This window comes from Streptomyces sparsogenes subsp. cuspidosporus, assembly GCF_039532705.1.
Lineage (GTDB): Bacteria > Actinomycetota > Actinomycetes > Streptomycetales > Streptomycetaceae > Streptomyces > Streptomyces sparsogenes.
Window position 1 is genome coordinate 88,233 of sequence record NZ_BAAASD010000003.1, and the last position, 12,689, is coordinate 100,921.

Here is a 12,689-nt window from a genome sequence, read left to right on the forward strand (position 1 = left end):
TGCCGCACCGGCTGTGGCGTTGACGGGGGATTCCTGAGAGAAGATCTACTGGACTGAGAAGCGGCTGGACACGCTCATCAGCGATGAGCTGGAACCGGGATACCTGAGGGGAGGTCCTTCCATGAAGTCATATCGGGCCCTTGCCGTCCTTGGTGAACTGAGGTCTTTGGCCACCCACGACGCGGCACAGCTATCCGCGGCGAAGGACCGCCTCACCCGGGCCGAGGCGGAACTGACCGGCAGCCCGCTCGGCGTTCGCCTCGGCGAGCACACGGGCTGAGGTCTCGCAGCGCGTCGTGCGCGGCGCCGAGGAACTGCTGCCCACGACGACAGACGGCCGGACCACGGCACCGGACGGGGCCCGCACCGCAGGCGCCCCGACGGGGCAGCCGCCCACGATCGCCCAGGAAGTGCTTGCTTTCCTCCGCCCCCGCCGACGCGCCGCCCGGGCAGAGATCATCCAGCACATCAAGGCCACCCGCCCGGACATCGAACCCGGCAGTCTGGCGCGGGAGTTGAGCCGCATGGTCAGCAAGGGGACGCTGATTTCGGTTGCACGGGGGCGCTACGCACTCGCACCGACGGCCGCGGGCGGTGATGCGTAACGCCGCCGCTCACGCCGAAATTACCCGCACACGCGTGCGTGCCGCCGAGGAACAGTCGGCGGCACGGGGATACGCGGTTTTCTGGGCTCACGCATCACCTTGATTCTAAGCGCCTTTCGGCGTGGATGTGAGAGCCCACAAGAATTCGGCCCCAAGTGGGCCGGGAATGGGCTCAATGTGTCTTATTCTTCCTCTCAACGCGCAAATTCCGGCACCGGCCGGAACGCGGGCCCTCGCACGGCTACAAAGCGCGGCAAGCGGCGCGCGGGTTCTGCGTCTGCGCGCCGCACGCTGCCCAGCTACCGGGCGAATCCCCGCCAGCAGATCAACATCCTCCTCGGGCTTGCCGACCTCGATACCGGCACCGCCCCGGTGCAGCGGACGGCACTGGCGCAGCACATGAGCCTCGGCGTGGCCACCGTCGGCGACTGCATGACGTTCCTGGCGGACGTGGGGCTGGTCGAGGCCGGCCGGGGCCAGTACGCGATCACCGAGCGGGGCCGCGCGGTCGCCGAGGCGTGGCAGTGCGACCGGGCGCAGGCGCGGCTGGTGCTGCGTCCGCTTGTCGGGGCGCACTGGGCAGCGGCCGCGGCGGCCGAACATCTGGCCGGCGGTCCTCTGCCGCAGGAGGAGCTGGCCCGCTTGCTGCGTACAGGCCTGCCCGGGGTGGCGATGCGCGGTCAGTACATGGTCGAGTGGCTGGACATCGCTTTGATCGTGGAGCGTGACCCCGAGCGGCTCCAAGCCCGCCTGCTATCCCCGGACGCCCCTCCGCCTCCGAAGGCACCGGGCCCCAAGGACGAGGAGGAGGGCGGAAGAGCACAACGAGCAGACCGGGGACCCCGACGGCACCGCGGACACCGCAAGCCACAGCGCCGCAAGCGCCGCTCTCCTGCTCGGCATGTCCCGCCCGGAGATCCAGGCGCTGCCCGACGCCCGCTACACGGCCTTCCTCGAAGGCATCCTGCAAACCCTGCGCGGCGCCCTGGCACCGACCGCCTGACACCCGCTCAGGCAGGGCGCCGGCCCAGGCGGACCGGCGCCCCGGGGTGGCGGCTGGTGCTCGCGGCCGGCTCTGGATCCTGCCCGCGGAGGGTTCGATCCCCTCGCCATCCACCACACAACGATCAGCATGACAGCCGGCCCCCGAAGGGAACCAACCCGCATGTACGCCAGCCCAGTTTGCCCAGCCTCCTGACAGCACATCAATCCGCACCCCGAACGGGTGCACCCGTCACCGGTACGGCCCGCTCCTGTTGCCGAGGGTTCCCGGCCTCCCCATTTTGGTGCATGTACGCACCACACCTGTGGAGGTCACCCCATGCCAGACCTCGCCCGTCCACTCGCCCCGCCACCGCACCAGGCGGGCCCTTCTGCCGTATCGGCGGATGCTCGTGGCCGGTGAGATCACGCTCGCCACCGCCATCACGGCCGTCCTGACCGCCTGGCAGGCACTGGTAGGGCGCGGCGAGATGTCCGAGCAGACGCTGAGCCGGTTCGGTCAGCTGCTCGGCCGCTTCGAGGCGTTCGCCGCGGTCCGCGGCGCAAAACTGCTCACCGATGTCGATGCCGCCATCGCCGCGCAGTTCATCGATGCGCACGGCCGCACCCGCCACGGGCACATCGCCCCGGCTTCGCTGTCCACCCGGCATCTGCGCCGCAGCGTGCTGCGGATGTGTTTCACCACCGCGCGTCGCCTCGCCCTGACCGACACCGACCCGACCCGCGACATCGACCTGCCCCCGCGCCTGTGCGGCGCCACCCGCCCGCTGGACGAGGCCGAGGCGGTCGAACTGCGCCGCGCGGCCCAGTTCACCGACCGCCCCACCCGCCACGCCGCCGCGGCCGCCCTGGCCCTGGCGGGCGGTTTCAGCGGCGAGATCGGCCACATCCACCCCCGCGACCTCGACCTGGCCTGCGCGCGGGTGTGGATGCACGGCTCGGCCAAGACACGGCCGCGCTGGTGCCCGCTGGACACGTGGGGCGCCCAGGTACTGGCCGCCCGCGCCCACCACATCCACGCCACAAGACCGCCCGAAGAGGACCCGCACCGGCTCCGGCTGGCCGTCTCCTCACGCAACGGCACCGACGAACAGATCCAGGCCCGGGTCTGCGTCGCCCTGCGCGACCTGCTCAAACGCATCGGCCTCAGCGCCGATGCGGCAGTGCGGCCCGCCTCGATCACCGCCTACGCAGGCTGGGAGACCTTCCACGCCACCGCCGTATCGAGGCCGCAGCCCGCCACCTGGGCATGGCCTCCCTCGACAGCACCGCAGCCCTCATCGGCTACCAGTGGCATACCGAGACGACACACAGCGCAGTTCTGGATGGGGGCGACAGCGATGCCCGATGACCTTTTCGGCGACCGTCTGCCGCCCAAGGCCCGCAAGAAGACCGCACGCCGCGCCAGCGAGGCCGATCTGCGCACCGTCTCCCAGCGCATCACCGACGTGGCCCGCTTCGAGGACCTCTACCGCATCGCCTCCGTCCTCGCCCCGGATCCCGGCCCCCGCCGCGGGCGCCCGCCCCACTACCCGCCCTACATCTACCTCCTCTTCCTCGCCCTGCGCGGCATCCACGGCTCCGCCCGCTACTGCGCCGGCGACCTCCAGGACCCGAGCGTGTGGACGACGATCCGCAACAGCGTCGCCCACCACCTGGGCACCGACGAAGCCGCCCGCCTCCCCGAGACCGGGCCCTCCCGCCACCAGTGGCAGCACGCCCAGCGCACCCTCCTCATCCCCCACCTGGAAGAACTGGGCGAAACCTTCGCCGACCTCGCCCTCGCCCAGGCACTGCGCCAGGGCCTGCTTTCCGCCGACGCCAGGCGCTCCTGGAGCAGCCCGCAGCGCCACCAACTCATCGCCGGCGACGGCACCGTCACCAAATCCCCCACCCTGTCCACCACCCCCTACAGCGTCGATGCCACCACCGGCGAATCCGCCGCCATCGCGTCGACCCTGCCTCCTCCTGGCAGAAAGAAGGCGGCGCCGACCGCACCGGCAACAACACGCAGACCACAGCACCGGCCGGAACAGCAACAGACACCAACACCGACACCGACACGGACACCGAAGACCAGCCCGGCGGCGAGGCCGCCGTCGCCCTCGACCTCGCCTGCGCCATCCTGGACGCCGCCGACGGCTGCATGGGCGTCCTCTACGACGGCGCCCTGCGCGGCATGCACCGCGACGTCATCGCCCGCCGCGGCCGCCTACTGATCAACAAGCAGCACAAAGGCACCAGCCCCCGCTACATCCGCACCCTCGACTTCAAACACTGCCGCCACGAACTGTGGTCCAACAGCGGCCGCGTCCACGAACTCGCCCTCCTCGACGACGGCACCAGCACCCTCATCCCCCTGCCCGTCGACAAACTCGAACGCCGCGCCAACACCCACACCCACCGCTGGTACCACCTGCTCGCCATCCCCTGCCCCCGCGGCCCCCACGAACACCGCGAGTCCGTCGGCGTCACCAGCACCATCGGAGGACAGAGCCAAGGCCAAAGCGACACCGAGACCGGCTTCCACCGCGCCGAAAACCTCCTCCAGATCCCCGACAACACCGCTGTCCACCAAACGCTCTACGGCGGCCGCGAAGACACCGAAGCCGGCTTCTCCCAACTCGACCGCTCCCTGTGGAACCGCCGCATGATCGCCTTCGGTGCCCAAGCCCAAAGCCTCGTCGTCCTCGGCTTCCTCCTCGCCCAGAACGCCACCAGCGCAGCCCGCTACCACGAAGACCCCACCTACACCGACGCCCACACCGAGACAGCAGACCTCAGCCGCAATCAGCGAGAACCGTCCCGATCATGAACTGAGCCGAGGCACCAGTCACACACCCACACCACCCCGCCCCCATCCGCTACCCTGTCTGGGGACCGCCGCACGCGGCGGTCCCCAGACTTGCTGAGACCGGATGAATTATCACTCAGAGTATTCATCCACGTTTCACGCAAGGCCCCGCCTCCGTAGCTCAGGGGATAGAGCACCGCTCTCCTAAAGCGGGTGTCGCAGGTTCGAATCCTGCCGGGGGCACAAAGAAGAAGGCCAGCACAGGAGGCATGTCCTCCCAGGCTGGCCCTTCGTCGTCTCGGACGACTAGGGACCGTCTCCCCGATTCGTCCGTGGGATCGTCGTGCTCATGACTGAATCCTGGATGATCGATGACGGCAGCGCCGACCCTGTGCCGTCCGAGGCGGTACGGGGGACGCTTCGAGCGAGGGTACGTACAGGTCTGCTTGAGACGTGGCTGACCAGTCCACCTCGCTGCCACCCTCCTCCGGGCCTGGCGATAGGCCGTTGGCTCAACGATCGACGGCCCAGTGCGCGTCCTCGGGCCAGGATCCCGTGCGGACAATGTGCTCCACGAGTCTGAACGATGACCGAACAGCCTTCTGCCCCCGACGGGCCCTTGATCCCCATGCCGGCGCTCACTCCGGCAGCGCTCCGCGCGGTCGCCCAGATCGCCCCCGCCCAGCTGCCGTCTTTCGTCGAGCACCTCGACCGCGCCGTTGAACAAGCCGCTGCTCAGAGCACGATCGCTCCACTGCGCACCTTCCTGCAGTGGTGGGGCGAATTTGTCGCCATCCAGCGCTACCCGGCCCGCGCCGCACGCCTGCGCGAACTGGAAGCCGAAGCGGAACGGGCCACCGACCGTGAGGCCGTGCACGCCGCGCTCGCCGAGATGCGACAGATCACGGACCTGGCACACCGCGAGATCTCCGCGTGAGCGATACGTGGGCCGAAGGTGGAAGCTGCGTTCAGCGTCGCTGCGAACCCCAGCCCTCGCCCTGCGCTTGATCGTCGGTATCGCTCTTCTTGGGGCGGACCTCCACAAATGCCCGGCGGCCTGGCCCCGATGCTGGGACTTCCGCAATCAGCCTCCTGCCGAGACGGAGCGCGGTCAGTTTGTCCACAGGCCAGCTCGATCCGTCATTCATGGGTCTCATTCTGACCTGGTCACCCAGCGGTGAGGGGCGCGGCCAGGCGGTGACTTCTGGTAATTGCTCAGCCCGCCGCCACCCAAGCGCAACACCACCCCGTCGCCGACGATGCAACAACGGCCCGGCTGGGACATCCCAGCCGGGCCGCTGCTTACACTGCTCGTCGTATACGCCGGTGATCACGTGTTGCGACGCCCCCTGGAAAGCACCTCATGGTCCGGGGCCTTATGGCTCGACCGCTCGACAGCTCTTGGGGCGTCGTGGAGGGCGCCGCCGTGGCGCCGGCCCTGGTGGGGGGGCGGGGGCGGTTGTCGAGGTCGGGGCGGCGGGGAAGTTGCCGGGGTGGTCGGTTGGGGTTAGGACAGCTTCCATTCGCCGGTTTGGTTGGCCATGCCGGAGTTCATGGCGAACTGGACGGTGTCCGTCTTGGAGCCCTTGGGGACCTCGAACACGACCCAGCCCAACGCCTTGGCGCCGGGCTTCAGCCGCACGTCGCTGGACATGGAGGGGCCCGCGGTGATGTCGGCGAAGGTGGGCTGGAACTGCTGGCCGTCGGTGTCGGTGACCTTGGCGCCGTTTCCGGGGCTGTCGCTGTACGCCGCGGTGCCCGTGTTGACCAGCTTGAACTGGACGCCGACGAATCGCTTGCCGGAGCCGGGCGTGCTGAACTCGTCGCTGGACTTCGCCGGGTCGGCGACCTTGACGACGGTGACGTCGAGCTTGCTGCCGTCTTCCAGGCCCTTGAGCGCGATGGTGTCGCCGACCTTGGCGACGTCGGGCGTGGCGGGGTCGGCGGGCTCCTTGGCGGCGGGCTTGTCGTCGGTCGTCGCTTCGGCCGATGCCGGGGCCGACGCCTTGGCCTTGGGCTTGTCGGTGACGGTGTCGCCGGAGTCGCCGGAGTCGCAGGCGGTGAGGCCGAGCGCGCAGATGCCGGCGGCGGCGACGGTGGCGACGAGCCTGATGCGGGTGCGGTGGTACACGATCTCCCCAGGGGTTCTGTGGCTTGCGTGTGAAGGACCCATGAAGGAGTCGCATGGTTGTACGCCGCATCCGAAAAATCTGGCGGGTTGGAGCAACCTGAAAGCCGCGTCTGGCGTCGGGGCACATCGGAGTGCCCTCCTGCTGCCCCGTCGCGGGGTCTGCCAGCCGGCCTCAGCGACCCCGCTGGTGAATCGAGGTCAAGCGTCCGGATCCTCTTCGGAACCGTCCTTGCTTTCGGCTATGAGCTTGCCGCCGACAAAAACAACGGCCAGGCCGATTGCGGCGCCGGCGCCGACCATCACTTTCCTGAGCGCCGCGTCCAAGAACTTCTTGTTCTCGCTGTCCTTCTGGAACTCCAGCCTTCCGGTTTCCTGGATCTGCTCGATGAGGAACTTCTTCTCTTCCCAACTCAGGTCGTCCTTGCTGAGTTCACCCTTGAGTATTTCCCTGATCTCCCGGAAGGCCCGATGGACATGCTTCTGGCTTTGCTTGTTGGCCGAGAGCGTGGATTGGTGCGCTTTCTCCATCGCGTCCACGGCATCCTTGGCGAAATCCTTGAACACGGGGAACTGCTCGACGATCTTGAGAGCCACCTCAGTGTCCATGTCGGGCATCATCGCCGCGAACCTGATCATCTTGTCTCTGGAGAGGTTTCGCCAGGAATCGATCCCAAGCGCCTGCATGATCTCAGCTTCGTTCTTGTAGCGCATGCCCTGGCCCCGTCCGCCGCCCTGTCCTGTTTTCCCCGAATCCTAACGGCGGCCTCCGGCAGCTCGTGTGGCCGGCGTCAGAGATCTCCGGTCGCGCTGCGCACGGGCGTGATGATCTCCTCCGTGAGCCACCGCGCGACCTGTGGGGGGTAGGGGCTGCGCAGGCTCAGCACGATGTGTGTCATGCCTGCGGCGATGAGTTCCGTGAGGGCTTTGCGGTCGGCGGCCGGGGCGTCGTAGGAGACGATGTACTGCACGGAGCGGGTGATGGTCCGCGGGTCGCGGCCGATGGCGGCGCAGTGGGTGTCCAGGACGGAGCTGCGCTCGGTGATGCGGTCCAGCGTGTTGTGGGGCGGGCCGGGGATGTTCCAGATGTCGGCGTGCTCGGCGACGAGGCGGAGGGTTCTGTTTCCCCAGCCGCCGATCAGGAGGGGTGGTCCTGGGCGCTGGACGGGTTTCGGCTCGTTGTGGTTGGCGGTGAGGGTGTAGTAGCGCCCGTGGAAGTCGAAGACGTCCTGGGTCCACATGCCGCGGAGGATGGCGATGGTCTCCTCCAGGCGGGCGATGCCTTCGGCGGGTGGGACGAGGGTGAGGCCGTAGGCGGCGTACTCGGCGGCGGCCGGGTTCTCGCCGGCGATGCCGCCCGCGTCGGGGGGTTGTACGGTGCCGCCGACGCCGAGGCCCATGATCAGGCGGCCGCCGGAGATCACATCGACGGTGGTGGCGATTTTGCCGAGGACGGCGGGCGGCCGGATGCGATTGCTCGTCACGAGCAGGCCGAGGCGTAGCCGCTGGGTCTTGGCGGCCAGGGCGCTCAGCAGCGTCCATCCCTCGAGGATCTGTCCATGCTTCGGGCCGGCGATCGGCATGAGGTGGTCCCACAGCCAGGCGTCCGCGATCTCGGGCAGGTCGTCGGCTTCCTGCCACACGCGGAGGATGTCCTCGTACGGGACCCGCATCGGGGTGGTTTTGATTCCGAAGGTGACGGATGAGATGTTCTGGTCGGGAATGTGCTGGTCGGACATGGGTGCCACGCGCCCTTCTCATCGACGCGCGCCGCCGTGATGGCGACGCAACCATCACCGTAGCTGATCGTCAGTGCTGCTGACTATCAGCCCTCGGTATCATGCGGTCATGACTCGCGACGCGCCGCCGCCCGAGGTCCTCTCCTCCCGCCTCGGTTATCTGCTCAAGCACGCCTATCTACGGTTGGGCGAGGAGTCGGCGCGGGCCTTGGCGCCGCATGGGATCGACGGCCGCGAACTGGCGGTTCTTGCCGTGCTTGACGCAGATGACGAGCTGTCCCAGCTGGAAGCGGCGGGCAAGCTGGGCGTCGACCGCACGACGATGGTGGCTCTCGTCGATGCCTTGGAGGGCAAGGAGCTGGTCGAGCGGCGCCGCAGTCCCCAGGATCGGCGCAAGAACATCGTGCGGCTGACGCCGATCGGACGGGAGCGGCTTCGCGACGCCGAAGTCGCCCGTCAGGAGATGGAGCGCCGGTTCCTCGCTCCGCTCTCCGACTCGGACGCCACCCTCCTGGTCCGCGCCCTGCGGTCCCTCGTCAGCGCCCCTACCGTCCCCGAATCCCCCGAATCCCCCTGATCAGCCCCGATCAGGGCTGATCGGCAGGGCTTGCCTATTCCCGCTGTCGGCGCCTCAGCGCTCTCCGGATCAGCAAGAAGGCCGCGATGGCGACGAGAGTGAACCCCGCGAGGATCACGACCGCCCCGATGACAACCAGGATCGCGCCGACCAGGATCAAGATCATCCCGAGGGCGAGAAGAAACATCGCGAGGACAGCCATAGTCGCCTCCTGCCCCCGACTCTGACTCCGCCCCGCCCCTAATGCAAATATTCCTGGATAAATCGACCGGATACGTCGCAGCCCCCTCGCCTACGGATGTCCGTAGGCGAGGGGGCTGGGTCAGCTACCGTCGCTGCGCGCGGGCGGTCAGCGCAGGGTGGCTCCGAAGAGCGCCTTCGTGGCGGGGGCCGACAGGTCGTCGGGGCCGAAGGCCAGGGCGGAGGTCGTGGTCAGGCCGGTGGGGGTGCCGCGGAGGAGCCAGACCGCGCCGTTGTCGCCGTTCTCGGCGGTGGAGGCGACGGCGAGGTCGCGGTGGCCGTCTCCGTTGACGTCGAGGAGGGCGGTGGTGGCGCCGAACCTGTCGCCCGACTCGGCCACTCCGGGGACCCCCTCGGAGTTCTGGTGGAAGACCTGGCTGCCCGTGCCGGTGAAGCCGGATGCGCTGCCGGGCACCAGGGCGAACGAGCCGGCGTCGGTGAGGCCGCTGAAGTCCTCGCCGGGGATGCCGAGGGCGATGTCGGCGTAGCCGTCGCCGTTCACGTCGTCCACGGAGACCGCCGTGCCGAGGCCGTCGCCCTCCTCCTCCGCGCCGTACAGGCCGGGCAGGTCCTGGTCGAACGACTTCGTGTTCGCGTCGGACAGGCCGGAGGCCGAGCCGTAGGCGACGCGGACCTTGTTGTTCCAGTCGTCGACGCCGACCACCACGTCGTCGAAGCCGTCACCGTTCACATCGCCCACGCCGGTGCCCGCGGCGCCGCCCGTCGTGTCGCCGGGGGCGCGGGCCTCGGTGAAGCCCGAGGCGCCTCCGTACAGGAGCCGGTTGCCCCAGGTTCCGTCGCCGGTGTAGATCCACTGGACGATGTCGTCCTTGCCGTCGCCGTTGATGTCGCCGACGTGGCCGTTGAGGATGGGCCCGGTGATCGAGTCGGGGCCGTCCTCGCAGCCGCCGCCGGTGGCGCAGGAGGCGTCGCTCTCCTCGTAGCCCCACCACTCGGACTTGTCGAGGATGTTGAGCACGGCGGCGGGCGTGCCGGTCCGGGAGATCGGGCCCTTCCAGAGGGCGGCCTTGGCGCTCGGCGGGTCGTCGCCCGAGACGGTGTTGTGGGCGAACAGCGCGAGGTCGGTCTTGCCGTCCCCGTCGAAGTCACCGGCCTGCGGCGCCTGACCGTACCCGGCGAGGTTGGTGCCGCCGGTGAGCCCGGAGGCGGAGCCCCACAGCACGACGGAGCCCTGGGCGCCGCCCGCGATGACGAGGTCGCCGTAGCCGTCGCCGTCGAGGTCGCCCTTGGTGACATTCACTCCGAAGCGCTCGCCCGCGGTCGCGGAGCCGGGTATCCCGCTGGTCGACCGGCTCACGATCTTCTTGTTGGCGGTGGACAGTCCGCTCGCCGACCCGTACGTGATGGCCACATAGCCGGCCTTCGCCTTGTCCGACACCGTGGCGTTCGGCGCTCCGATGACGAGGTCGGCGTAGCCGTCGCCGTTGAAGTCGTCCTGGACGTCCACCGACGCCGAGGCGGCCTGGGCCGGGGCAGCCTGGGCCGGGGCTCCGGTGAGGGCCCAGGCGCTGAGCCCTCCGGCGAGCAGCACCGCGGCGGCCAGGGGCGAGCCCAGCCGTGCGGTACGGGTCCTGCGTCCTGCTCGGGACATACAACTGCCTCTCAGAGTGGTCGAGTTCCACGCGGCGCGCGCCGCGTCCCCCACACACTCCGACTCGGAAGGCAGATCTCCGGTTGTACGCCCGGATGTCATTGTTGTGTAACCAGCCGTACAGACCTGTCAGTTGTCAGCCGGCCGCCTTGGCGATGATGCGCCCCATCTCCTCCCGGTCGAAGGCCCGCAGCGTCGTGGAACGGACATTGCCCACCCCGCCCAGCTGGACGAGTGCCGCCGTGGCCGTTTCGTCGTCGGGCGCCTCGAGGACGGTCACGAGGTCGTACGGGCCGATGGTCCAGTAGATGCTCACGATCTCGGCCCCGAGCTTGTTCACCGCCGAGCCGAAGCTCTCGGCGCGCTTCGCGGTGTCCTTGTAGTTACGGACCCCTTGGTCGGTCCAGCTCAGCAGGGCGACGTACGTCGGCATGTTCTTCCACCTTCGTGAGGAGACGAGGAGACACATCCCGAGGTCAAGCCTGGGCAGCCGGGGTGGAACCCGCACTCGGTGCGCGCCCGAACGAGCAGCGGGTGTAACGAGCAGCGGGGGGTGCGGCGCGGGGGTGTTCGGGCGGGGCGGGGTCGTTTACGCTGCTCGCTCGGAGCGCCGTGGGTGGCAGACCAGCGAGGGGTGACAGTCGGCATGTCCCAACCGGGCTATGGTCCGCCCGCGGTTCCGCCCGCGGTTCCGCCCGCGGTTCCGCCCGTGGGAGGGGGCCGGCCGCAGTGGCCGACGGCCCCTCCGCCGCATCGCCCCCTCGGGGCCGGTGATCCGGGGGAGGCGGGCCCGTACCGGCTGGAGGCGGTGCTGGGCGCGGGCGGAATGGGCCGCGTCTATCTGGGGCGTACTCCGGCCGGCAGCGCGGTGGCGGTCAAGGTGGTGCACCGGGAGTACGCGGGCGACAGAGCGTTTCGCAAGCGCTTCGAGCAGGAGGTGGCCGCGGCCCGGCGGGTTCAGGGCCTCTATACGGTGCCGGTGGTGGACGCGGACCTGCGGGCCGACGAGCCCTGGCTGGCCACGGCTTACGTCCCCGGGCCGTCTCTGCACGACGCGGTGGCCGAAGGCGGGCCGTTGCCGGTCGACGCCGCGGTGGGGCTGATCGCCCGGGTGGCCGAGGCGCTGCAGTCCATCCACGCCGCCGACGTGATCCACCGCGACCTCAAGCCCTCCAACATCATCCTCACCGCGGAAGGGCCCAAGGTCATCGACTTCGGCATCGCCCGGGCCGCGGACGTCACATCGGTGACCGGCACCGGGATGCTCACCGGGACCCCCGCGTACATGGCGCCCGAATACATCAGGGGGCAGGCCGTCACCGAAGCCGTCGATGTCTTCGCCCTCGGTGTGGTCGCCTGCTTCGCCGCCACCGGACGGCCCGCCTTCGGCGGTGGCAGCCACCACGCCGTGACGTACCGGATCCTGGAGCAGGCTCCCGACCTCGACAACTGCCCCGAGCCCGTCCGGACCGTCGTCAGCGGACCGTCGTCAGCCCCGCGCCGGGCCTGCACGACGCCCTGACCGCGCCGGCAGCCCCCGGCGGTCCCGCGGTGTCGCCGGCCCCGGACAGCCCGGGCCCCTTGAACAGCCCGGATTCCCATACGGCACCCGCGCCGCGACTGTCCGTCCTCCTGGCCGGTGTCGGGCTTCTCGTCCTCGCCGTCGTCCTCATCGCCGTCCTTCTTCCCGGGCAGTCGGCCGACCGTGACACGCCGTCCTCGATCAAGCCCGTGGCCACCCTCGCCCGCTTCGCACACGCGGGTAACGGGGTGGCGGTGGCGTTCAGCCCGGACGGCACGACACTCGCCGTCGGCAGCGGTGAACGGGTTGGGCTGTGGGACGTGGCCGACCGTCGGCAACGCACGCGTCTGATCAGCACCAGCAACGAAAACGTGGCGGGCCTGGCCTTCCGTTCGGACGGGCGATATCCGGCCACGGTCAGCTACGACGGCAGGACCCGGCTGTGGAAGGTCCCGTAAGACGACGGCGCG

Annotated in this window: 14 protein-coding genes and 1 tRNA gene; 9 read left to right on the forward strand and 6 right to left on the reverse strand. The window is 69.5% G+C overall.

Annotation, left to right across the window (positions count from 1 at the left end):
* The first annotated feature begins 121 nt into the window (after positions 1 to 121).
* The 6 genes from ABFY07_RS04720 (at position 122) to ABFY07_RS04745 (ending at position 5,338) form a co-directional block, all read left to right on the forward strand.
* A complete protein-coding gene (locus tag ABFY07_RS04720; RefSeq protein WP_346173208.1) occupies positions 122 to 280 on the forward strand; it encodes a hypothetical protein in 159 nt (52 codons plus the stop codon).
* Positions 281 to 296: 16 nt separating this feature from the next.
* Entirely contained in the window at positions 297 to 605 is a 309-nt protein-coding gene (locus ABFY07_RS04725) for a hypothetical protein (RefSeq protein WP_346173209.1), read from the forward strand.
* Positions 606 to 1,993: 1,388 nt separating this feature from the next.
* Positions 1,994 to 3,826: a hypothetical protein gene (locus ABFY07_RS04730; protein WP_346173210.1), complete on the forward strand. Its 1,833-nt coding sequence runs from the start codon at positions 1,994 to 1,996 to the stop codon at positions 3,824 to 3,826.
* Complete coding sequence (locus ABFY07_RS04735; RefSeq protein ID WP_346173211.1) at positions 3,754 to 4,422, forward strand: hypothetical protein; 669 nt, start codon at positions 3,754 to 3,756, stop codon at positions 4,420 to 4,422. Before ABFY07_RS04730 ends, ABFY07_RS04735 begins: the two co-directional genes overlap by 73 nt.
* A gap of 149 nt (positions 4,423 to 4,571) precedes the next feature.
* Positions 4,572 to 4,644, forward strand: a tRNA-Arg gene (locus tag ABFY07_RS04740).
* A gap of 343 nt (positions 4,645 to 4,987) precedes the next feature.
* On the forward strand, positions 4,988 to 5,338 hold the full coding sequence (locus ABFY07_RS04745; protein ID WP_346173212.1) for a DUF6247 family protein: 351 nt from the start codon (positions 4,988 to 4,990) through the stop codon (positions 5,336 to 5,338).
* A 570-nt stretch (positions 5,339 to 5,908) separates the two neighbouring features.
* Here the strand turns inward: ABFY07_RS04745 and ABFY07_RS04750 are convergent.
* The 3 genes from ABFY07_RS04750 to ABFY07_RS04760 all read right to left on the reverse strand — a co-directional run bounded on the left by ABFY07_RS04750 (position 5,909) and on the right by ABFY07_RS04760 (position 8,268).
* The gene (locus tag ABFY07_RS04750) at positions 5,909 to 6,532 is read right to left on the reverse strand and encodes a DUF4352 domain-containing protein (RefSeq protein WP_346173213.1); all 624 of its coding nucleotides are present in this window, start codon (positions 6,530 to 6,532) and stop codon (positions 5,909 to 5,911) included.
* A 198-nt stretch (positions 6,533 to 6,730) separates the two neighbouring features.
* Entirely contained in the window at positions 6,731 to 7,243 is a 513-nt protein-coding gene (locus ABFY07_RS04755; RefSeq protein WP_346173214.1) for a 6TM ABC transporter family protein, read from the reverse strand.
* Positions 7,244 to 7,320: 77 nt separating this feature from the next.
* Positions 7,321 to 8,268 (reverse strand): LLM class flavin-dependent oxidoreductase, encoded by a 948-nt coding sequence (locus tag ABFY07_RS04760; protein WP_346173434.1) that lies wholly within the window; start codon positions 8,266 to 8,268, stop codon positions 7,321 to 7,323.
* 109 nt (positions 8,269 to 8,377) lie between these two features.
* Between ABFY07_RS04760 and ABFY07_RS04765 the strand changes: the two genes are divergently transcribed.
* Positions 8,378 to 8,845, forward strand: a complete 468-nt coding sequence (locus tag ABFY07_RS04765) for a MarR family winged helix-turn-helix transcriptional regulator (protein ID WP_346173215.1) — start codon at positions 8,378 to 8,380, stop codon at positions 8,843 to 8,845.
* A 34-nt stretch (positions 8,846 to 8,879) separates the two neighbouring features.
* On the opposite strand, the gene ABFY07_RS04770 is transcribed toward ABFY07_RS04765, so the two are convergent.
* The 3 genes from ABFY07_RS04770 to ABFY07_RS04780 form a co-directional block, all read right to left on the reverse strand.
* Positions 8,880 to 9,047: a hypothetical protein gene (locus ABFY07_RS04770; protein WP_346173216.1), complete on the reverse strand. Its 168-nt coding sequence runs from the start codon at positions 9,045 to 9,047 to the stop codon at positions 8,880 to 8,882.
* 147 nt (positions 9,048 to 9,194) lie between these two features.
* Positions 9,195 to 10,697 (reverse strand): FG-GAP-like repeat-containing protein, encoded by a 1,503-nt coding sequence (locus tag ABFY07_RS04775; protein ID WP_346173217.1) that lies wholly within the window; start codon positions 10,695 to 10,697, stop codon positions 9,195 to 9,197.
* A 136-nt stretch (positions 10,698 to 10,833) separates the two neighbouring features.
* Positions 10,834 to 11,130, reverse strand: a complete 297-nt coding sequence (locus tag ABFY07_RS04780) for a GYD domain-containing protein (RefSeq protein ID WP_065963398.1) — start codon at positions 11,128 to 11,130, stop codon at positions 10,834 to 10,836.
* A 276-nt stretch (positions 11,131 to 11,406) separates the two neighbouring features.
* Here ABFY07_RS04780 and ABFY07_RS04785 point away from each other — a divergent pair, with 276 nt between their 5' ends.
* Together ABFY07_RS04785 and ABFY07_RS04790 are read left to right on the forward strand one after the other, a co-directional pair.
* On the forward strand, positions 11,407 to 12,219 hold the full coding sequence (locus tag ABFY07_RS04785) for a serine/threonine-protein kinase (RefSeq protein ID WP_346173218.1): 813 nt from the start codon (positions 11,407 to 11,409) through the stop codon (positions 12,217 to 12,219).
* Positions 12,220 to 12,278: 59 nt separating this feature from the next.
* Positions 12,279 to 12,677 (forward strand): WD40 repeat domain-containing protein, encoded by a 399-nt coding sequence (locus ABFY07_RS04790; RefSeq protein ID WP_346173219.1) that lies wholly within the window; start codon positions 12,279 to 12,281, stop codon positions 12,675 to 12,677.
* Positions 12,678 to 12,689 lie beyond the last annotated feature (12 nt).